The following is a 20933-nucleotide window of genomic DNA, read 5'->3' as shown; positions in this document are numbered from 1 at the left end:
CCACTCTCCCGCACCCTGTAACAAGATTGCAATACAGCGCCGAGTATGTACTTCTTGTATCTAAGCCGCTCGAACGCGGTGCAGAAGTCCGAGGATTCGACATTCTCGCCGCGGGCGGAACGCGTCTGCGGATTCTTCCGTCGAGCGCCAGAGCCGAACTTTCTCTCGGTCGAGCCCGGGACAATGGGCAACGGTTTTCGTGCGGGGAATCGCATGGTCGATTCGGCAGATCGCCTTCCTCGCCGAACCGATTTCGCACAATAAGATTCCTTGTTTCGAGGGGCAGGGCGACCCTGACACGAAGTGAGCATGAAACGGTCGTGAAATGTTCACGGAACACACAAGGGCGGTGACCCATATCCGATAGGGGTCACCGCCCTGGTGCAGGCGCGGGAAAGGTGCGCGCTCAGCGGTCCGACCGGAGCCTCCTCGGCCCCGTCATGTCAAGGTTCAGGCGCCTCCGGCGACACCCGCTTTCGGCTCGCTGCGCTTGACCGGCGCATGCCGTCGCACGATCTCCTGCACGGCCTGCGATGAGGTGCCGGCCGCCTCGGCGATCGCACCGAAGGTCGCGCCCTCTTCACGGGCGCGCAGAATGGCCATCACATAGTCGGTGTTGATTTTTGAACGTTGCCGAGCAACCTTTCGCACGACGCCGACTAACGCCGTCTGATCAACTGTCAATTCTCGAGCTCTGCGCGACATGGTTTCTTCCCCTGCATTCCCACTGTGGCCCGTTGCCACGAATTCGTATAGTCCCATTAGATACCACGAATATGCCAATACACCAAGAATTCCCGGATATTGGAATCAACGCCAGATAACGGCACCGCTCTGAGCATGTAATATAACGAAACGGTAACGCCGAGGTGGCCTGATCGGCACGACGCGCCCACATTTCGAATCGTGAGCTGCCACACACCCCGGGGGTGAAATGAGTCGATGTTCCGACAACCCAAGTGGCACAATGCGAAGCATGACGACTATGGCCCATCCCACCGGTGCGAATCGGGCGACCGTCGACGAAGACGAGTCCACGACGACGCTGCCTGCCGCCCTCGACGCCGAGTTCCGTGCTGCGGGCATCGACGACTTCAGCATCGAGGCGACGGACCGAGCCGCCTATTCCTCCGACGCCTCCCTCTTCCGGCTCGTCCCCGCCGCCATCGTCTTCCCTCGCAATGAGGACGATGTGCGGGCCGCCCTGGCGATCGCACGCCGCCGCGGGGTACCGATCACCAGCCGCGGGGCCGGGACCTCGATCGCCGGCAATGCGATCGGACGCGGCATCATCCTCGACTTCTCTCGCCATATGAATGCTGTGCTCGACCTCGACCCGGACGCGCAGTCGGCATGGGTGCAGGCCGGCTGCGTCCATGCCCACCTGCAGAAGCAGGTCAAGCCGCACGGGCTGCGGTTCGGCCCCGACCCGTCGACGCATACACGGTGCACGATCGGCGGCATGATCGGCAACAATGCGTGCGGGCCCCGGGCACTGGGCTATGGGCGAACCGGGGACAACATCCTCGCGCTCACGGTCATGCTCATCGATGGCACCGTCGTCACCCTCGACGACTCGGACGCGTCCGGTATCTTCCCCCGACTGCACGAACTCGTGGCTGCGAACCTCGGCACCATCCGCACGAACTTCGGCACCTTCTCCCGCCAGGTCTCCGGCTACGGACTCGAGTCCCTCCTGCCGGAGAACGGCTTCGACGTCCGCCGCGCCTTCGCCGGCACCGAGGGCACCTGGGGCATCGTCCTGGCCGCGAAGATGCGCCTGGTCAAGGACCCGAGCCACACCTCGGCGGTCGTGCTCGGCTATGAGGACATGGTCGCCGCCGCCCACGATGCACCGCTGCTGAAGGACTTCCCCGTCGCCGCCTGCGAGGGCCTCGATTCGCGGATGCTCGCCCGGGTCATCGAAACCAAGGGCGCCGAGGCGGTCCCCACGCTGCCCGAGGGATCCGGCTGGCTCGTCGTCGAACTCACCGGTGAGGACGAGGACGAGCTCGACCGACAGACCCAGCGCCTCATCGCCGAATCGCAGTCCCTGGACTCCGCGGTCCTCGATGCCGCGGCCGCCGCCGAGGTGTGGGCGATCCGCGCCGACGGCGCGGGTCTGGTCTCGCGCACCCCGGACGGGCGGGACGCTCATGCGGGGTGGGAGGATTCGGCGGTTCCGGTCGACCACCTCGGCGATTATCTGCACGACCTCATGGCGCTGCTCGACGAACATGGGCTGTGGGGGATTCCATACGGGCATTTCGGGGACGGGTGCCTGCACATGCGGGTCGACTTCCCGCTCGAGGACCCGGACGGGCCCCAGATCATGCGTGATTTCATGGTCGCGGCCACGAAACTCGTGGCCCGCTACGGCGGGTCGGTCTCCGGTGAGCACGGCGACGGTCGGGCGCGGTCGGAGCTGCTGCGCCTCATGTACACCCCTGCCGCGCTCGATCTGTTCTCGCAGGTCAAGGCGCTGTTCGACCCGCAGCATCTGCTCAATCCCGGGGTCATCGTCGATCCGGACGCGCTCAACGAATCGATCCGGCTCACCGAGCTGCCGCTGCGGCAGGAGCTGCCCGGTGGGCTGGCGATGGCGTATGAGGGCGAATCGGCGGGCTTCGCCTCGGCGGTGCATCGGTGCACCGGCGTCGGCAAGTGCCGCGCGGATTCGGCGGCCGGCGGCGGGACGATGTGCCCGTCCTACCAGGCCACGCGCGATGAACGGCATTCGACCAGGGGGCGTGCCCGGGTCCTGCAGGAGATGGTGTCAGGAGACCTGCTCGAGCCGCGGTGGGATTCGCCCGAGGTCGCCGAGGCTCTCGATCTGTGCCTGTCGTGCAAGGCCTGCGGGACCGAGTGCCCGACCGGCACCGACATGTCCACGTACAAGGCCGAGGTCCTCCACCAGTCCTACAAGGGCCGACTGCGGCCGATGAAGCACTACTCGCTCGGGTTCCTCCCGCAGCTCGCGCGCCTGGTCACACCGGTGGCGCCGGTACTCAACCGGGTGTCGGGGCTGCCGGTGTTGTCGACCGTGGCGAAGCGGATCTCCGGCATCGACGTCCGCCGGTCGATCCCGCAGTTCGCGTCGACGACGTTCCGGAAGTGGTGGCAGGGTGCGCGTGCGGGTGCAGTGCCTGCGGATGGTCGCACCGGCGCCGAGGCAGGTGCGCAGTCGGGCGCGGGCGCGCGGCGGCCTGCGGGTACGTCGAAGACCGCCGAGGTGGTGCTGTTCGCCGATTCATGGTCGAACCACTTCGCCCCGCGCATCCTCGCGGCGGCCGTGGCCGTGCTCGAGCGGGCGGGGGTGACCGTGCGGGTGATCGACCAGACGGTGTGCTGCGGTCTGCCACTCATTTCGACCGGTCAGCTCGATGCCGCTCGCGCGAATCTGTCGCAGACGATCGATGCCCTCGATGCCACCGGGGATGTGCCGATCATCGGCGTCGAGCCCTCGTGCCTGGCCACGCTCAAGGACGATTCGCGCAAGCTCGTCGCCGACGAGGCGTCGAACCGGGTGGCGGCTCGCGTGCAGACCTTGGCCCAATATCTGCTGAGCATCGGCGCGGAACTGCCGGATCTCTCCGGTGTCGAGGCGCTCGTTCAGCCGCACTGCCATCAGTCGGCGATCTTCGGCACCGCGGCGGACAAGGAGCTGCTGGCCAGGGCCGGGGCGAGCAGTCGGTTCCTCGGCGGGTGCTGCGGCCTGGCCGGGAACTTCGGCGTCGAGGAGGGACACTATGAGACCTCGGTCGCCGTCGCCGAGGTAGCGCTGCTGCCCGCGCTGCGGGAGCGGGGTATGCGAGCCGGCGACCGGGCCAGATCCTCCCCTGCCCGCTCTGGTCGCGCAGCGACGGGGAACGACGGGGTTTCGGTTCAGGCCGGCGGCCACGTCGGGACCGCGCCCGAATCGGAGTCACAGACGTCGGTCGTGCTCGCCGACGGCTATTCGTGCCGGACGCAGATCACGGATCTCAGCGACGCCGATGGTGTGTCACTGGCCGAGCTCCTCGCGTGGGGGTGGGGGCTGGAACCGCGCCGTTGATGTCAATGGCAGAGCCGCCTCGGCGAAGGTTTTCAGTCCGTTCGACGCAGAGTTCCCAGGTCTCCTCGGCGAGGCGATCGACCCCCGACTGTGAGGCGGTCAGGCTTTCGCGGTCAGCACCGGGACTTCGGCCTCGAGGAGGATGCGCTGGGCCTGCGAGCCGAGGATGAACTTGCCGATCGCCGAGCGTTTGCGCAGTCCGATGACGATGAGCTGGGCCTCGTATTCGACGGCGAGGTCGTTGAGGGTGCCGGGCAGATCGTCCTCGTGGTCGGGCTGGAGCACTTCGACGTCGACGTCGGACTCCTTGCCGAGGTCGACGATCCGTTTGATCTCATCGGGGCCGATCTCGGTCGGGGTTCCGCTGGCACCTCGTCGTTGTGAGTTGATCACGACGGCAGCGCTCGACCGCAGTTTGGCCTCCGCGAATCCCGCACGCAGAGCGGCCTCACCCTCGGGAGCGGGCAGGTAGCCAATGAGAATCGTCATGGCCCCCAGTATATGGACTCACCCAGGATTCATTCATTCGGGTCTCACCACCCCTTCACCTCCCCTCCTTACTACCCGACGGCGGCGCAGCAACGTGGCGCGAGGTTGCTGGGCCGCCGTCGGGTAGTAATTGGGGGTGGGGCTCGAGTCAGACTGCATCCAACCCCGCTCGCCATGGTGGCTCGGCCGATCCGGCAACGACCGAGTCACTGCTCTCGCGGCAGTCGCGTTTCGCCTGAAGCTCCGCGCGCGACCGGCGCGGTTCACTCGCCTGCTCCCAGCGGCGACTTCCCTGTCTGGCCGATGGACCGCGCCCGGTCTGCCAGCGCCGTGAGTTCGGCCAACAGTCCACCCGGTTCGATGACGTCGAAAGGTTCGGGAGTCATCACGACCATCACCGCCGCCCATCTCAGGTCGTCGACACCGAAGGTGACACGGACACCGTCGGCAGCCTCGGCGACCGTCGCAGCCCTGCTCGGGAACCATCGTCTCGCCTCATCCACACCCGCATCGGTCCGCAGGATCACCGTGTGGCGGTACGCGGCCGAGGTGACAGCGGAACTCACGGCAGCCTCGGCGTCGGGATGGTCTCTGGGGGAGAACACGAAGGTCGTGGCGTGGACGCCGCTCATCCGATCGAGGCGGAAGACGCGCCAATCGCTGCGCTCGAGGTCCCAGGCGTAGAGGTACCAGTGGCCGCCGAGGACGACCAGCTGTACGGGCTCGACGCGACGGACCTGCCCTTGCGCACCAGTGGCCTGCCCCTGCGCACGGGAGGCCTGCGCCGTCGCACCGCGTACGTTCTCATCGCCGGTCGAGGCGGTCTCTCCCCAGGACGGCGGACGCTTCAGGTAGTCGAAAGTCGTGACCGTGCGGGCGGCGATGGTCGCGGCGAGGGTGATGACCGCGTCGAGGTCGACTCCGGGCACGTGTCCTTCGGGAACGGAGACCGCAGCACTGATCCCATCGACGGCACTGCGCGCTTCCGGAGGGAGCATTCCACGCAGCTTCTCGGTCGCCAACTCCGCATTCGCAGTGTCCAAACCTGCGCCGCGCAGCAGGGCGAGACCGACCGCGGTGGCCAGTGCCTCCCCCGCCTCGAACTGCAGGGGCGGAAGCATCGTCCGGGACTCGGCCCGGTAGCCGCCGGCTGTTCCCGGCACGGACCCGAGGACGTAGCCGAGCTCGCGCAGCTCGGCGATGTCGCGCCTGATGGTCCTGGGTGTGCACTCGAAGTGAGCGGCGAGTTCCTGCGCCGAATACGTCCGACCCGACGCGAACATCCCCAGCAGCGACAGCAGCCTCGTCTCTGATCGCATGACGGCTCCTCTTCTATGCGGTGCCCGGTTCGGTGCTCAGTTCGACACTCGGCTCGGTCCTCGCCTCGGTGCCGTGTCCATTCCGATCACACCGCCCAATGCGGACACTATATGTCCTCATGAAGGTCAATACTCGAAGGCACGAACCGGAACACCGGATCGGACACGGACGATCAGGAGAGATCATGGCCTTCTTCGCACCCAGCGTCACCGACGAGACCGATGCAGCCTTCAGTTTCCTCACTCAGCAGTGCACGCAGCTCAAACTCACCGCCCGCGGCCTCACCGATGAGCAGTCAGTCAGCACTCCGACGACCAGTTCCGCCAGCATCAAGGGCCTCATCGCCCATGTCGCTCAGGTGATCAACGGTTGGCTCAAGCAAGTCGAGAACCCCGATCGGGTGGTTCCCTTCGAGGAGTTTCCTGCGATCAATGCCGAGCTCGGCCTCGAGGGGATGTTCGACAGTTCCGCCGTGCCCGATCTCAACATCGCCGAGGTGGTGGAGATCTTCGAACGCGTCATCACAGGCATCGATGAGGTCCGGCAGACCGTCGTCGACACGGGTGTCGATCTCGGGGCCGTGAGCGCGACTCCGCCGAATCCGTGGATGCCGCAGGACTTCGTCATGTCCGTGCGCTGGATTCTCCTGCATCTCAACACCGAGGTGGCCCGACATGTCGGTCACGCCGACATCATCCGCGAGTCCATCGACGGAGCGATCGCCTATCAGCTCAACGCCGAGGCCGACGGCGAGCCGTGGCCGCCCGAGGGCATGGACGACTGGTCCTGACCGGCTCCCGTCCTCCCAGAACTACGTGACGGCGGCCCAGCAACCTGGCGCAAGGTTGCTGGGCCGCCGTCGGGTAGTAATAGGGGTCAGGCGACGTAGAGTTCCGCGTCGGTCTTCGACACCCGGTCGACCAGGTGGTCATTGTAGGCCGGCATCGTGAGGAACTCGGCGAAGGGCTCGTCGAGAGCGGTGGAGCGGAAGATCTCCACGGCCTCGTCGAAGTGATCGTCGGGGCGGCGATCCATCGCAGCCAGCTCCTCTCCGAGGTAGCGTTCGACCAGGTGACGGGTCACCTGCTGGCCGTTGTCGAGGGTCACCTCATGGTGGATCCACTGCCAGATCTGCGAGCGGCAGATCTCCGCGGTCGATACGTCCTCGAGCTGGTTCTCCAGCGCCACGTGACCATTGCCGCCGAGCCATTCGTTCATGTACCCGATGGCCACGCGGATGTTCACCCGCACACCCTCTTCGGTCACGATCGGCTCGAGGCCGGTGACGTCGAGGATGTTCGCGCTGGTCACCTGCACGTCGGGGCGCATGTTCTCCAGCTGGTTGGGCTTCGAACCGAGAGCTGCGTCGAACACTGCCAGTGCGGCGGGAACGAGAGCCGGATCGGCGACCCAGGTGCCGTCGAAGCCCTGCCAGGCCTCACGGGCCTTGTCCTCACGCATGCGCTCGAACTCGGCGGCCACGAACTCCTTGTCCGGGTGGTCGGCCATGAGGTTCGACATCGTGCCGATTGCATGCGCACCGCGACGGTGGCAGGTGGCGACGAGGCGGTCGGTGAAGGCCTTCATCAGCGGCAGGTCCATCGTCAGGCGCTCCCGGTCGGGCAGCACGTAGTCGGTGGCGTAGCGCAGGTTCTTCACCACGGAGAACAGGTAGTCCCAGCCGGCGGCCTCGAGTCCCGCGCAGTGATCGCGCAGCTCGTAGAGGATCTCCTCCATCTGGAACACGGCCGTGATCGTCTCGATGTGAGCAGTGGCGCGGATGGTTCCCTGCTCGATGTCGAGCATGTTCTGGGCCTTGACGAAGATCTTGTTCCACAGACGAGCCTCCTGCGAGGACTCGAGCTTCGGCAGGTAGAAGTACGGTCCGGAGCCGTTGCTGATGAGGTGGCGGGCATTGTGGAAGAAGTAGAGGCCGAAGTCGACGAGGGCGCCCCAGGTCGCGAACTCCTCGCCGTTGTCATCGACGTAGAGCAGGTGCTTCTCCGGCAGGTGCAGACCGCGCGGACGCAGACCGATCGTCGGCTGGTTGTCATTGTTGATTCCCGGCAGCCGACCGCGGATGGCGCGGAAGAGGTTGACCTGACCGCCGATGATGTTGGCCCAGTTCGGGCTCGTGGCGTCTTCAAGGTCGGCCAGCCACACCTTGGCCTGCGAGTTCAGCGCTGCCACGACTTCGGGCTCGGTGACCGGACCGGTGAGTTCGACGCGGCGGTCCTCGAGACCGGGAGCGTCCTGCGAGCCGGCGACGGTCCAGGACCGGTCGGCGCGGATGCGGGCCGTCTCGGGCTTGAAGCGCGGCAGGGTTCCGCCGTTCATCTCCTCGGCCCGGTTAGCTCGTGCGCGCAGCAGGTCGCTGATGGTGCCGGCGAACTCGTCATGCAGGGTTGCGATGAAGGTCAGAGCGGGCTCCGAGAGGACGGTGCCGAAGCCGGTTTCGAGCGGCGCGTTGATCTTGATGTAAGACATGGGCTTCTCCTCACCCGTCGTAGTGGCTGCCTGGATGGTGCGGTGGTGGCGGTGGTGCTGGTGCGGTGGTACTGGTGCGGTGGTGCTGGTGCGGTGGTGCTGCTGGTGGAGGCGTGTGACGCCTGGCGGGGTTGTTCGATCTGTGGTGTGACGGCGCGGACCGACAATGCAAACCCCGTGAAAACATTGCCGACCCGCGCCGGGTTCGTGGCGGCCGTTGGCCGGCGCCTTACCCGGGCCCGTGAGCCCGGGTGTGCGGGGCTCCGCGAACCCCGGAAGTCTGCCCGGGGCCCAGCAGCCTCATCTGCTCAGCTGAACTGAGCGGTTTCGGTCGATCCGGCCAGCGCGGTGGTCGAGGACTCCGGGTTGAGAGCCGTCGACACCAGGTCGAAGTAGCCGGTGCCGACCTCACGCTGGTGGCGGGTCGCGGTGTAGCCGCGATCCTCGGCAGCGAACTCGCGTTCCTGCAGGTCGACGTAGGCCTTCATCTGCTCGCGGGCGTAGCCGTGGGCGAGATCGAACATCGAGTAGTTCAGGGCGTGGAAGCCGGCCAGGGTGATGAACTGGAACTTGTAGCCCATGGCGCCGAGCTCGCGCTGGAACTTCGCGATGGTGGCGTCGTCGAGGTGCTTCTTCCAGTTGAAGGACGGCGAGCAGTTGTAGGACAGCATCTGGTCCGGGTACTCGGCGTGGATCGCGTCAGCGAACTTCTTCGCGGCTTCGAGGTCCGGCGTCGAGGTCTCCATCCACAGCAGATCCGCGTAGGGAGCGTAGGACAGACCGCGGGCGATGCCGGCTTCGAGTCCGTTCGTGATCTTGTAGAAGCCCTCCGAGGTGCGCTCACCGGTGACGAACTTCTGATCGCGCTCGTCGATGTCCGAGGTCATCAGCGTGGCCGCCTCGGCGTCGGTGCGGGCGATGACGAGGCTGGGCACGTTCTCGACGTCGGCCGCAAGGCGAGCCGCGTTGAGTGTGCGGATGTGCTGCGAGGTCGGAACGAGGACCTTACCGCCGAGGTGGCCGCACTTCTTCTCGGATCCGAGCTGATCCTCGAAGTGGACACCGGCAGCGCCGGCGCTGATCATCGAGCGCATGAGCTCGTAGACGTTGATCGAACCGCCGAATCCGGCTTCCGCGTCGGCGACGATCGGAGCGAACCAGTCGTCGACCTTCTTGTTGCCTTCCGAGGTCTCGATCTGGTCGGCGCGCATCAGCGCGTTGTTGATCCGACGCACGACCTGCGGCACCGAGTTGGCCGGGTAGATCGACTGATCGGGGTAGGTCTGTCCGGCGGCGTTCGCGTCGGCGGCGACCTGCCAGCCGGAGAGGTAGATGGCGTTGAGGCCGGCCTTGACCTGTTCGACGGCCTGGTTGCCGGTCAGCGCGCCGAGCGCGTTGACGTAGTCGCCGGAGTGGATGTCACCGGCCGTGATCTGGTTCCACAGGCGCTCGGCTCCGTGGCGAGCCAGGGTGTGCTCCTCGATCAGCGAACCGCGCAGTTTGACGACATCCTCGGGCTCGTAGTCGCGAGCGATTCCCGACCAGCGGGCGTTGGTCGCCCAGTCGCGGCGGATGGCTTCAGCATCGTGCAAGTTGCTCTGCGTGGTGTTCTCAGTCATTGTCCTTCACTTTCTCGTTCGTTCGGGGTTGTTGATGTATCCAGTCTGGAGGGGCTGCAAGGGGTTCGACAGAGTTTTTTCGGGTGAATAATCTCGATATTTCCGGTTTCAGAAATTTTCGTGTTCTGTCATACTGATTTCCGAACGTGTGAAGCGAGGCACAGAAGTGATTGGAGCCGCCGTGGTCAGCATCGAAGCGGAAGTCGAACCCGAAGAGCAACAGACCGATCCGTTGAGCATCGGCAGAAGAATCCGATTTTTTCGCAAACAGCGCGGTCTGACCCTCAGCGAGCTGGGGCAGGAAGTGGGACGTGCGGCCTCGCAGATCTCGACGATCGAGAACGGCAAGCGAGAAACTTCTGTCACGCTCCTGGCCGCGATCGCGAAGGCACTGAAGACCGATGTCGCCGACCTCATCGACCCCGCCCCGATCGACGAACGTCAGGCTCTCGAGCTCGAGGCCGAACGCAATCAGGCCTCCCCCATGTACTCGTCGCTGGGACTGCCGCAGGTGCGCATCAAGTCCCTGCCTGCCGATGCCCTCGAGGCGATCGTGGGTCTGCAGCGACAGCTCGGCGAGGTCCTCGAACGCAGGGCCGCGACCCCCGAGGAGGCCAGGCGCGCGAACCGTGAGCTGCGGGATCGGATGAAAGAGAAGAACAACTACTTCGCCGATCTCGAGGCCACTGCCACGGAGCTGCTTGACCTCGTCGGCTACGAATCGGGCACGGTCTCACAGCGGCAGACGGCGCTCATCGCGGAGAAGCTCGGGTTCAGCCTCCACTACGTCTCGGACCTGCCGGATTCGACCCGGTCGATCTCGGACACGGAGAACAAGCGCCTCTACCTGCCGAACACGGATGCCGCCTTCGATCCGCGCTCCCACCTGCTCATGAGTCTGGCTCCGCATGTGCTCGGCTACGATTCACCGAAGGATTTCCACGAGTTCCTCCAACAGCGCGTCGAGGCGAACTATCTGGCCGCCGCGATTCTGCTGCCCGAACGTGCGGCGGTGCCGATGCTCGTAGAGGAGAAGAAGAAGCGCGTGCTCTCCGTCGAGCACCTACGCGATATGTTCGGCGTCGGCTACGAGATGGCCGCGCACCGGTTCACGAACCTCGCCACCGAGCACCTGGGTCTGCCCGTGCACTTCATGAAGGTGCACAACTCGGGGACGATCCACAAGGCGTACTCGAACGACGGTCTGCCCTTCCCGACCGATCCGCTCGGTGCAATCGAGGGCCAGTTCGCGTGCAAGCGCTTCACCTCGCGCACAGTCTTCCGCGTCGCCGACCGCTTCAGCCCCTACTACCAGTACACCGACACTCCGCAGGGGTCGTTCTGGTGCACCGCCCGCGTTCTGCCCGGCGGCGACTACGCGATCAGCGTCGGCGTTCCCTTCGGCCATGTCCGCTGGTTCGAGGGCCGCGAATCCACCATCCGCTCACGGTCCGAGTGCCCCGATCCGTCGTGCTGCCGGCAGGCGCCGGGGGACCTCGCGGAGAAGTGGGAGGAGAAGTCGCTGCCGTCGGCGCGCATGCACGCCTCCCTGCTGGCCGCGGTCCCTCCGGGAGCGGTACCCGGTGTCGACGACACCGAGGTCTACGAGTTCCTCGAACGTCACTCGCAGTAGGCACCAGGACTGGACGCAGCGACTCAGTCGCTCACGCGAGGATCTGAGCCAGGCGAACGAGGATGAGCTCGCGCCACCATAGGACTTCGTGGCCTCCGACGAACGGCGTCGGTGCGATGTCGATGCCGCGAGCGGCGAACTCCCCGACGGCTTCGGCGACGGAATCGGCGATCGTCGTTTCGAGCGTTCCGTGGTCGACGCAGAACTCGGCCTGCTCGCGGGTTCCGCCCCGCCGCACGCCCTGCCCTGCACCATCCCCCGCACCTTGGCCTACGCCTTCGTGAGAGGCACTCTGATCGACGGTTTCGGCGAGGCCCCCGACCTCCGGCACGAAGTCCCAGATCCGTCGGCCCTGTTCATCGGATTGCCAGTACGAGGGCGACAGGCTGATGCCGCGGAATGACCGCGGGTGCCGCAACGCGAAATAGGTCGCGGCGAGTCCGCCGTACGAGGCGCCGACGACGAGTGCCCGCTCTGGCGCGTCCGGCGCGATGCGGCGGACGAGGTCGAGCACATCGTCGCAGAACCGCGGATTCATCACGAGATCGCTGGCGCGCAGATCCGCTGCCGCGTAGTCATCGGCCGACGTTGATGCATCGGTCGACACCGTCGCCTCGGCACAGGGGGCATGGTCGATCGCGATGACCACCGACGGCGGGCGCATGAGTTCGTCGATGCCGGCAAGCAGACCTCCACGGACGAACCATTCCCCGTCGAAGACAACGAGCACCGGCGCCGAGGCGGGAGCCCGTTCCGGACGATGGATCCAGATCCTGCGCGGCGTGGAATCGAGGGTGACGACCTGTTCGTCGCAGGCAGACGTTCCGACCGTCGGCCCCGAGGAGGCGGAAGCCCCGACCTCCGGCGCGCCTTCTCCGGTCCAGACCAGCGGTCGGGCATCGGGGGCCGAGAGTTCGAGGATCCGCCGGCCGCGGATGTCCGTGACCTCTCGCAGCCCGTACGCGCCGAGCGGCAGAAACGCCCGCTCGAGCGCCGCGAGCCACGTGGACCGGTCCGCGACGCCGAGACCGCGTGCCACGGGCAGGAACTGCAGGCTGCCTCGGAATCCGCGCGGAACCGTGAGATCGAGTAAACGCTGTTCCTGCGATTCTCCGGTAACCCGGGGCATCACCCCGCCCCGCACATCGCGCCGATCGGTGATGCCGTTGACGTCGGCGAAGACGTCTTCGTCCGCACCTGGCCCCGCCGCTGCGGGGATGAGTGAGTCCGGAAGCACGAGTCGCAGTCGCCACGACTCACCGGCCTCGCTCCACGCGCACACTGCGGAGACCGGATCCTCCGATTGGACCTGCTGTCCCGACGCACTCATAATCCGGCCACGGCCTTGTCGAGCTTCTCAGCAATCGGGTCGACGATCTCGGGCAGCGCGAGTGCGGAGACCGAGCGCAGCCCGCGCCATTCCTCATCGGTGGGCTGGTAGAAGTGCCCGCCTTCGACCGCCGGCAGGCTCGTGAATGTGGGGACGTTCTCATATTTCTTCTGCAGCTGAGCCTCGGGGAAGTAACCGACGAGGACATCGGATTGGAGGACGTCGAGCTTCTCCAGCGACAGACTGTCGGGAACGTCGCCCGCTGCCATCTTCTCGGCCACCGGATCCAGAGTGAGACCGAGCTCGCTGAAGAACTGCACGGTCGCCGCGTCCTTGTCATAGAGGACACCGGCCTCGTCCGGGCTGTGGAAGAGCGCGACGAGGAAGGACTCACCGGCGAGGTCAGGATGAGCCTTCGCCGCATCGTCGAGCGCCGACTGTGCGGTCTTGACGGCCTTCTCACCCTCGGATTTCCTGTTGAGCGCAGTCGAAATCCGCTCTGTCTGGGACTGCCAGCTGTCGGCTGTGCCCTCCTCGGCGGTGGTGAGAGTCGGGGCGATCTCGCCGAGCTGGTCGTAGGTGTCCTCACCGATGATGTTGCCGGTGGCGAGGATGAGGTCAGGCTCCCACGCCGCGATGTCCTCGTACGGGATCGTGTCCTCGGTCGACCATTGGAAGAGTTCCGGGTCGTCTCCGCCGAGTTCGTCGATCGTGTCCTTCGCCCACGGCATCACGGGCTCGACAGGGGCTTCGGTCATCGCCACAGGAACGACGCCGGCGGCCAGTGCCGCGTCCGCGTCGGAGACCGACAGCGCTACCACACGCTCGGCCTTCGCGATGTCGACAGAGCCGTAGGCGTCTTCGACGCTGCCGGCACTCGCCTGCCCCTCACCCTCATCCTCGGCGGATCCTCCTCCGCATCCGGTGAGAGCAAGGGCGAGTGCGAGGGACACGGCCGCATATCGGCGGCGACGTCCCGGGCGGGTCGAGAATGTCGAAGCGGGGATGTGTCGGGATGCGCTCAAGGGCAGTGTCACTTTCACAGGAGGTTTGGTTAGCCTCAGTTAAGTTACCACAGGAGCAGTCGGCGGCCCAGGGCGGCCGTACGATCCGTACACAGCGACGTCCGCCCGTCGAAGTGAGCTCAGCGGCCGTGAGCGTCCAATGCCGTGTCGGCGATCCGTTCAGCGATGGCCAGCGCCGAGGTGGCTCCCCACTTCGGCACGGCCCTGACGACGGTCAGTCTTCCGCGCCGGGTCACGGTGAGACCGTCGACGAGCTCACCATCGTCGTTCATCGCCTGCGCCCGGACTCCGCGCGTGCCTGTGCTGACGGCATCGGCGTCGAGTTCGGGGACGATTCTGCGCACCTCGTCGACGAATGCGGACTTGCTCACCACGGTCTTCACCCCCTTGGCCGCGGACTTCGCGGTCTGGGCGGCGAACTTCCAAAATCCCTTGAATCGCGCGGTCGAGCCGATGTCGCCGAGGTCGAATCCGCGCCGGGCGTAGGACTCTCGACCGAGGGCGACGAAGGTGTTCGGTCCGATGGTGAGCGAGTGTCCGAGTCCGCGGATGATCGAGGTCTCGGCGAAGGGCGCATTCGGGTCGGGGACGGTGCCGATGATGCCGCGAACCTCTGCGGTGCCAGATGTCGACTCGGGGCCGGAGGGCCGTCCGGTTCCCGATGCCTGCGCGGTGTAGTAGTCGCAGGTGAAGGGAACGATGCGAGGCTGCTCGTCGAATCCGGCGGCGACTGCGAGGCGATCGGCCTGCAGCCCCGCGCAGACGATGACGATGTCGAAGGTGCCCAGCACCTCCTCGGCGCTTGAACCCGCGCCACGCTCGTTCCCCGAGGCGCGGTCGGAATCGCGACCCGAGCCGCGCGCGCCCGAACCACGCGCATCCGAACCGTGTGTGCCCGTACCTGTGGTGCTCGAACCGCGCGACCATGAGCTCGAGAGCCTGTCCGCCCAGTCGCCGATCGTCGATTCGGCCTGTTTGAACCACTCCTGTTCGCCGAAGCGGTTGCGCAGCTCATCGCCGATGCCGATGACCGGTTCCCGGCCCTCGCTGCCGCGGTAGGTCCGGGGACGGTCATAGACCTGCTCGTCGATGTCGGCATCACTTGAGCTGTCCGAATCGTTCGAGCCACCAGCACGACCACCGCGATCGGCGTCTCCGGTGTTTCCCGCGTCCGAGTCGCCCTCACCGCCGGCATCATCCGCGGCATTGCGCTCACTCCGCGCCCCTGGCGCAATTGTCCGTCCGCGCAGGCGGACCTCGTTGCTCATGACATCGAAGTCGGTCACCTCGGTGCTCAGTCGGATCGTGCCGCCGGCAGCGCGCACGTCGACGGCGAGCGCCTCGGTGAGTGCGGCGAAATCGGCGACCGCGGCATGGGGTGCGAACAGCCCGAGCACGCCCCGGGCCGCGGGTTCGACTGCCGCGATCTCGTGGCGTTCGAGCAGCCGGGCGCCGGGGACTCCATTGTCCTTGGCTCGGGTGAAGAGCTCTTCCAGCCGCTCGGCCTCATCGGTGTTCTGAGCGATGAGCAGCTGTCCGCATTCGCGGTAGGGCACTCCGTTCTCGGCCATATAGGGCACCAGCTTCTGCACGCCTCGGCGGGCGAGCTTCGCCGCCTCGGAGCCGGGGATCTGTTCGAGCCCGGAGTCGACGATGCCCGAGGTGTGACCGCTCTGATGCGCGGCGACGGCATCGGCCTTGTCGAAGACGGTGACCTCGGCATCGGGAAGTCGCTGGGTGATCTCGCGGGCGGCGGCGAGACCGAGGAGTCCGGCACCGACGACGGCCACTCGTGAAATACTCATACAGCAATCTTGGCACCGTTCGGGATGAAGGAGAAGGATGACGACCGTCTTGGAATGGCCGGGCAAGGCCGCCGCCTTCGCTCTCGGCCGTCGCCTCATCGACTCAGCGATTCCCGGGTCCCACCTCGGCGAGTCCGACGGGAAGCCCGGCCCCCACCTCGGCGGTGGCGATGCGAAGCCCGGCCCCCACCTCGGCGAAGGTGACCACGGTCCGCACCTGCGCAGCGACGACGGATCGATCGCGGTTCCCGATCCGCGCGACAATCTGCTCGTCGTCGGGGATAATCTGCCCGCGCTCACGGCGCTGCTGGCCACGCATCGCGGCAGCGTCAAGGTCGTCTACATCGATCCGCCGTACAACACGGGCAATGCGCACACATACAAGGATCACGGGCATGATCACGACAGTTGGCTGTCCTTCATGGCGCCGAGGCTGCTGCTGGCTTGCGAGCTCATGCGCGAGGACGGGGTCCTCTTCCTCCATCTCGATGACCGGGAGAGCGCGTGGGCGCAGCTGCTCGGGCACGAGATCTTCGGCGAGGACAATTCGCTGGGCACGCTCATTCACCAGCGAGCGAAGGGCGGAGGCAACGCTCGTTCGTTCGTCCGCGGGCACGATTACATCCACGTGTGGGGGCGGAACGCGAGTCTGGTCGGGCCGTTCCTCACGGAGAAGAAGTCGCCGGCGAAGCTCGAGGTCATTGACGGGCGTCGGATGCTCGTGGAGACCGATGTGCTGCGTGCCGGGTTCGGTCGGTACGCCCGCGGGTCCGAGCGGCGGCTGATGTACGAGGACATCCTGTCGGTGAAAGGGGCGAAGAAACTCGCCGAGGTGGACGCGAAGCTGGCGACGGGTGAGTACATCCTGCGGCCCTGGGATGATGCGGGCAAGCATGCGGTGGTGCGGGTGACCCCGGCGGAGAAGGCGAGTTCGAAGATGTACTCGATCATCAAGGCGCTCGGCGGGCAGAACGATCTGGACCCCTTGGGACTCGGCGGGGTGTTCAGCTATCCGAAGCCGGTGGAGCTGGTCAAGGCTCTCGTGGACTCGCAGACGTTCTTCGACCCCGAGGCGATCGTGCTCGACTTCTTCGCCGGTTCCGGGACCACTGCGCAGGCGGTGATGGAGGCGAACCGGCGCGACGAGGGTTCGCGGTCGTTCGTGCTCGTCCAGACCCCGGAGCCGCTGCGTTCGAAGAACGCGCAGGCCGTGATGGGCGTGGGTGCCGCGGGTGGCGGGCGCGATGACGCCACCGCAGGGGGCGAGGTCACGGGCGTCACGGGTGACGGGACCGAGGCCGCGTTCCCGACGATCAGCGAGCTCACCGCCGAACGCATCCGCCGCGCCGCCGAAGTCCATGCACCGGGACTGCAGTTCACGCAGCTCGACGTGGTCAGCGTGGTCGACGGCCCATAGTGCCTCGCCGCCTCCATCCGCCGCTGAGATCTTTGGTCGATCCGCGGCGTTCTGAAGCTCGTGAACACGGCGGATCGACCAAACACTCACCTCCCAGAAGGCTGATTCTGAGACACCGGAGGCGAACAGTCGGACTCTTCAGACAGCACTCGGCTCCGAGTCGTAGGGTCGAGGTGAGCCAGCCGCTCACCGACAACCAACGCCTCTGATGAGAAGGAGTTCGCATGTCAGTCGTCGCCATCAATACCCTCACCGTTCCCGAACCGGCACGCGCCGAACTCGAGAAGCGCTTCGCCGATCGCAAGCACTCCGTCGACGGTGCTCCGGGCTTCGAAGGCTTCCAGCTGCTGCGCCCCGTGGCCGGCGGCGACAAGTACTTCGTCTACACCCAGTGGGCCACGAAGGAAGACTTCGAGAACTGGAAGCAGGGCCGCAAGTCCTCGCACGAGTCCACCGGCAAGGAGCCCCTCTCGAGCGCCGCGGAGCTCCTCGAATTCGAGGTCGTCGACCTCGACGAATGAGCTGAACGAACCGCCGGGCAGCCTTGCGCATCGTCTCAAACGAACCGCCGCACCACCTCGGCGAGTGAAGATCAAGCAGAGGACGTCGACCATTGAGTCGGCGTCCTGTAGTCGTCTGCGTACACTCAGGTCACCTCGTCGACCGCGACGCTGCTCTCCGTTGTCCACGGAGCGCTCCGATAACGCTCAGATTGCTGTTACTCTGCTTTCAGAGTTCCAGAGTCGACCCGATCTCGCAGCGGATCGAGTCCTCGGCCACCCACATCAAAGTGACGAGGTAACCATGAGTCAGCCCGACGCACAGACAGTCATTCACGACCGCGGCCACGGCTTCGTCCGCGCGCTCGGCACGGTCGATGCCCTGTTCATCGGCTTCGGCGCGATGATCGGCTTCGGCTGGGTCGTGCTCACCGGGGAATGGCTCAACGGGGCCGGAACGCTCGGTGCGATCCTCGCCTTCGTCGTCGGCGGCATCATCATGTGCTTCGTCGGCACTGTGTACTCCGAAATGGTGGCGGCCATGCCCCACGCCGGCGGTGAGCACAACTACCTCATCCGCGCGATGGGTCCGCGCGTGTCTCTGTTCGGGTCGTGGGCGATCACCGGCGGCTACATCAGCGTCGTCATGTTCGAGGCGGTCTCGGTGCCGAAGACCGCGCTCTACCTGTTCCCGAACCTCGAGCAGATCAAGCTGTGGAACGTCGCCGGATTCGACGTCTACCTCACCTGGGCGCTGGTCGGAACCATCACCGCGATCATCATCGCGTGGGTCAACATCCGCGGCGTCAAGGTCGCCTCGCTCGTCCAGACCTTCGTCGTGTGGTTCCTCATCATCGTCGGCCTCATGCTGCTGACCGGCGGATTCGTCGGCGGCGACTTCGAGAACACCGAACCGCTGTTCACCGGCGGCGGAGCCGGATTCATCGGCGTCATGGCCGTGGTGCCGTTCCTCTTCGTCGGCTTCGACGTCATCCCCCAATCCGCCGAGGAGGTCAAACTTCCGCCCGCGAAGATCGGCAAGCTCGTCGTCATCTCCGTGATCATGGCCATCGCGTTCTACGTCATCATCATCGGCACCACCTCGATGGCAATGCCCGCCGATCAGCTGGGCACCCACGACCTCGTCACCGCCGACGCCCTGTCGGTCATGTTCGGGTCGACGATCTGGGGCAAGATCGTCATCGCCGGTGGTCTCGCCGGCATCATCACCTCATGGAACGCGTTCCTCATGGGATCCTCCCGCCTGATGTGGGCGATGGCCGCTGCCGACATGATCCCGAAGTGGTTCGGCAAGCTGCACCCGAAATACCGCACTCCGTCGAACGCGATCATCTTCATCGGCACCCTCTCGGCGATCGCCCCATTCCTCGGCACTGCAGCGCTCGGCTGGATCGTCGATGCCGGATCGCCCGCCATCGTCATCGCCTACTTCCTCGTCAGCGTCGGATTCCTCGTGCTGCGCATACGTGAGCCGAACATGGAACGGCCCCTGCGCATCGGCGGCCCGCGCGGAGGCGGCGTGGTCATCGGAGTGATCGCATCCGTGCTCACGCTCATCCTCTTCATCCTCTACGTCCCGATCACCCCGGTCTCAGCACAGCTGGCCTGGCAGTCGTGGGTCGGCTTCGCGGCGTGGCTGCTCGTCGGCATCGTCTTCATGTTCCGGCTGCCGACCGGCATCAAGGCCGGCCCGAACGCGGAGATGGAGCTGCTCGCGAAGGTGAAGTCGCTGCGCCGGAAGTGAAGGGTCGACGACGCTTTCACGACACCTCGGCGGGGCAGCAGCGCATCCCTCGCCGTTTGCCACAAATCACACCGGCGCAAAGGGGTGTTGTGTCGCGAAAGGTGAGGGATGCGTGAGTATCTGGAGGAGATGCCGCTAACGGTGTTGGATGCCAGGACGTACGAACGCGGCCGCCGGCGTTGCGCAACGGCGACCGCGCCCGGTCCTGGGAGTGGCAGAACGCTTCTCAGACGGCGGCGTGGAGTCAGACGGCGGCGTCGAGACCCCTCATCTTCAGCCGCTCACGCTGGTTGGGGTTGACGCTCGGGCGGAACGGCATCTCGACCACCTCGGCGCGGACCGGGACTCCCGGAGTATCCGCGAACGGTTCGGGCAGATGCACCCAGTATTCGGTGCCCAGTGCCGTCGACTCCACGGGCACGTGGGCCATCGCAATGTTCGCCTCGAGTTCCGGCGAGTACCACGGTGATGTCACATAGCCGACGGCCTCTCCATCGGATGTCGCAGACACGAGCCAGAAGTCCGGGGCATAGTCGGTGATCGGCTTGCCGCCGACGAGCAGCCCCACCAGCTGGGTCCGGTACGGCGGCGTTCCGGCCTCGATCTGGGCCCGCACCTCCTCGAGCTTGGCCTTGCCGATGTAGTCGGCTTCCTTCTTCCTCGGCACCTGGTAGGACAGGTTGACCTGGAACGGCAGGGTCTCGAAGTCCATATCCTGCCCCCACGAGAGGATGCCCGCGGCGATCCTGCGGTGGTGGCTGGGAGCGACGACCCTGAGATTGTAGGGCGCGCCCGCCTCGAGGACGGCGTTCCACATGTCCTCGGCGTACTTCGTCGCATCCTTGAGGTAGATCTCGTACCCCTTCTCACCGGTGAACCCGGTCTGGGAGATGATGACCTCATGGCCGCCGACCTGGGCCTCCATGAGACCGTAGCTCGGCAGCGTGCGTCCTTCCTCTCCGACGAGATCGGCGATAACGTCGACGGACTTCGGGCCCTGGACCTGGACGGGCGCGACGTCGATCTCGCCGATCGTGACATCGAACCGGTGCCCGGCGTTGACGCCCTGCAGCCAGAGCATGAGGTCGGTGTCGGAGAGGCTGAACCAGAATTCGTCGATCGCCACTCGCAGCAGAATCGGGTCGTTGAGGATGCCGCCGGCTTCGTTGCACAGGATGACGTAGCGGGCGCGCATCACCGGGATCTTCGTCGCATCACGGGTGATGACGAAGTTGACGAACGCCTCGGCGTCGGGGCCTTTGACCTGGATCTGACGTTCGACGGCGACGTTCCACAGGGTGACGTCATTGACGAGGGACTGGTACTCGGCCATCATCCCGCCCTCGTCCCGGGGAATGTAGCCGCGCGTGAGGCTACCCTCGAATAGTGGACACCCAAGTTAGCGGGATTCGCAGTCCTGCTGGAAGGATGTTCAATATGTCAGATCAGAAGCGACAGCGTCGCTCTTACACCCCGGAATACCGGATCG

Annotated in this window: 15 protein-coding genes; 6 read left to right on the top strand and 9 right to left on the bottom strand. The window is 65.9% G+C overall.

All coding sequences use genetic code 11. The features are described from left to right. Window positions 1–450: 450 nt before the first annotated feature. Window positions 451–705 (bottom strand): hypothetical protein, encoded by a 255-nt coding sequence (locus tag HK401_RS18390; protein WP_181276214.1) that lies wholly within the window; start codon window positions 703–705, stop codon window positions 451–453. A gap of 271 nt (window positions 706–976) precedes the next feature. On the opposite strand from HK401_RS18390, the gene HK401_RS18385 reads away from it, so the two are divergent. Further along, window positions 977–4054 carry an FAD-binding and (Fe-S)-binding domain-containing protein gene (locus HK401_RS18385; protein ID WP_258234328.1) on the top strand — a complete coding sequence of 1026 codons (3078 nt, stop codon included), beginning with the start codon at window positions 977–979 and terminating at the stop codon, window positions 4052–4054. A gap of 99 nt (window positions 4055–4153) precedes the next feature. On the opposite strand, the gene HK401_RS18380 is transcribed toward HK401_RS18385, so the two are convergent. Both HK401_RS18380 and HK401_RS18375 read right to left on the bottom strand, forming a co-directional pair. Further along, window positions 4154–4543 carry a universal stress protein gene (locus HK401_RS18380; RefSeq protein WP_181276106.1) on the bottom strand — a complete coding sequence of 130 codons (390 nt, stop codon included), beginning with the start codon at window positions 4541–4543 and terminating at the stop codon, window positions 4154–4156. A 263-nt stretch (window positions 4544–4806) separates the two neighbouring features. Beyond that, window positions 4807–5862, bottom strand: a complete 1056-nt coding sequence (locus HK401_RS18375; RefSeq protein WP_181276105.1) for a helix-turn-helix transcriptional regulator — start codon at window positions 5860–5862, stop codon at window positions 4807–4809. A gap of 185 nt (window positions 5863–6047) precedes the next feature. Here HK401_RS18375 and HK401_RS18370 point away from each other — a divergent pair, with 185 nt between their 5' ends. Continuing rightward, entirely contained in the window at window positions 6048–6653 is a 606-nt protein-coding gene (locus HK401_RS18370; protein WP_181276104.1) for a mycothiol transferase, read from the top strand. A gap of 86 nt (window positions 6654–6739) precedes the next feature. Here HK401_RS18370 and aceB read toward each other — a convergent pair whose 3' ends face one another. Together aceB and aceA are read right to left on the bottom strand one after the other, a co-directional pair. Further along, a complete protein-coding gene (aceB, locus tag HK401_RS18365; RefSeq protein WP_181276103.1) occupies window positions 6740–8350 on the bottom strand; it encodes a malate synthase A in 1611 nt (536 codons plus the stop codon). 308 nt (window positions 8351–8658) lie between these two features. Beyond that, on the bottom strand, window positions 8659–9969 hold the full coding sequence (aceA, locus tag HK401_RS18360) for an isocitrate lyase (RefSeq protein WP_181276102.1): 1311 nt from the start codon (window positions 9967–9969) through the stop codon (window positions 8659–8661). A 181-nt stretch (window positions 9970–10150) separates the two neighbouring features. On the opposite strand from aceA, the gene HK401_RS18355 reads away from it, so the two are divergent. Further along, window positions 10151–11602, top strand: a complete 1452-nt coding sequence (locus HK401_RS18355; protein WP_181276101.1) for an XRE family transcriptional regulator — start codon at window positions 10151–10153, stop codon at window positions 11600–11602. Window positions 11603–11633: 31 nt separating this feature from the next. Here HK401_RS18355 and HK401_RS18350 read toward each other — a convergent pair whose 3' ends face one another. From HK401_RS18350 to HK401_RS18340, 3 genes are all read right to left on the bottom strand, one after another. Further along, entirely contained in the window at window positions 11634–12932 is a 1299-nt protein-coding gene (locus tag HK401_RS18350) for an alpha/beta hydrolase (protein WP_181276100.1), read from the bottom strand. Continuing rightward, entirely contained in the window at window positions 12929–13957 is a 1029-nt protein-coding gene (locus tag HK401_RS18345; protein WP_181276099.1) for an ABC transporter substrate-binding protein, read from the bottom strand. Before HK401_RS18345 ends, HK401_RS18350 begins: the two co-directional genes overlap by 4 nt. Before the next feature lie 119 nt (window positions 13958–14076). Further along, window positions 14077–15762, bottom strand: a complete 1686-nt coding sequence (locus HK401_RS18340; protein ID WP_219922075.1) for an FAD-dependent oxidoreductase — start codon at window positions 15760–15762, stop codon at window positions 14077–14079. Between the two features lie 37 nt (window positions 15763–15799). Here HK401_RS18340 and HK401_RS18335 point away from each other — a divergent pair, with 37 nt between their 5' ends. From HK401_RS18335 to HK401_RS18325, 3 genes are all read left to right on the top strand, one after another. Further along, complete coding sequence (locus HK401_RS18335; protein ID WP_181276098.1) at window positions 15800–17179, top strand: site-specific DNA-methyltransferase; 1380 nt, start codon at window positions 15800–15802, stop codon at window positions 17177–17179. Between the two features lie 224 nt (window positions 17180–17403). Next, window positions 17404–17700 carry an antibiotic biosynthesis monooxygenase family protein gene (locus HK401_RS18330; protein WP_181276097.1) on the top strand — a complete coding sequence of 99 codons (297 nt, stop codon included), beginning with the start codon at window positions 17404–17406 and terminating at the stop codon, window positions 17698–17700. Window positions 17701–17983: 283 nt separating this feature from the next. Continuing rightward, a complete protein-coding gene (locus HK401_RS18325; protein ID WP_181276096.1) occupies window positions 17984–19444 on the top strand; it encodes an APC family permease in 1461 nt (486 codons plus the stop codon). Window positions 19445–19688: 244 nt separating this feature from the next. Here the strand turns inward: HK401_RS18325 and HK401_RS18320 are convergent, their stop codons facing one another. After that, on the bottom strand, window positions 19689–20777 hold the full coding sequence (locus HK401_RS18320) for a glycine cleavage T C-terminal barrel domain-containing protein (protein WP_258234327.1): 1089 nt from the start codon (window positions 20775–20777) through the stop codon (window positions 19689–19691). Between the last annotated feature and the right edge of the window lie 156 nt (window positions 20778–20933).

Source organism: Brevibacterium oceani, from assembly GCF_013623835.1.
GTDB lineage: Bacteria > Actinomycetota > Actinomycetes > Actinomycetales > Brevibacteriaceae > Brevibacterium > Brevibacterium oceani.
The sequence above is the reverse complement of the archived record's forward strand: the minus strand, read 5'-3'. Positions and strand labels throughout refer to the sequence as shown.

What these genes read in the sequence shown, in the direction of transcription:
- HK401_RS18370 (WP_181276104.1), top strand. Translation starts at nt 6,048, where the DNA reads ATGGCCTTCTTCGCACCCAGCGTCACCGACGAGACCGATGCAGCCTTC.
- aceB (WP_181276103.1), bottom strand. Translation starts at nt 8,350, where the DNA reads ATGTCTTACATCAAGATCAACGCGCCGCTCGAAACCGGCTTCGGCACC.
- HK401_RS18375 (WP_181276105.1), bottom strand. Translation starts at nt 5,862, where the DNA reads ATGCGATCAGAGACGAGGCTGCTGTCGCTGCTGGGGATGTTCGCGTCG.
- HK401_RS18330 (WP_181276097.1), top strand. Translation starts at nt 17,404, where the DNA reads ATGTCAGTCGTCGCCATCAATACCCTCACCGTTCCCGAACCGGCACGC.
- HK401_RS18385 (WP_258234328.1), top strand. Translation starts at nt 977, where the DNA reads ATGACGACTATGGCCCATCCCACCGGTGCGAATCGGGCGACCGTCGAC.
- HK401_RS18350 (WP_181276100.1), bottom strand. Translation starts at nt 12,932, where the DNA reads ATGAGTGCGTCGGGACAGCAGGTCCAATCGGAGGATCCGGTCTCCGCA.
- aceA (WP_181276102.1), bottom strand. Translation starts at nt 9,969, where the DNA reads ATGACTGAGAACACCACGCAGAGCAACTTGCACGATGCTGAAGCCATC.
- HK401_RS18335 (WP_181276098.1), top strand. Translation starts at nt 15,800, where the DNA reads ATGACGACCGTCTTGGAATGGCCGGGCAAGGCCGCCGCCTTCGCTCTC.
- HK401_RS18340 (WP_219922075.1), bottom strand. Translation starts at nt 15,762, where the DNA reads ATGAGTATTTCACGAGTGGCCGTCGTCGGTGCCGGACTCCTCGGTCTC.
- HK401_RS18380 (WP_181276106.1), bottom strand. Translation starts at nt 4,543, where the DNA reads ATGACGATTCTCATTGGCTACCTGCCCGCTCCCGAGGGTGAGGCCGCT.
- HK401_RS18325 (WP_181276096.1), top strand. Translation starts at nt 17,984, where the DNA reads ATGAGTCAGCCCGACGCACAGACAGTCATTCACGACCGCGGCCACGGC.
- HK401_RS18390 (WP_181276214.1), bottom strand. Translation starts at nt 705, where the DNA reads ATGTCGCGCAGAGCTCGAGAATTGACAGTTGATCAGACGGCGTTAGTC.
- HK401_RS18320 (WP_258234327.1), bottom strand. Translation starts at nt 20,777, where the DNA reads ATGGCCGAGTACCAGTCCCTCGTCAATGACGTCACCCTGTGGAACGTC.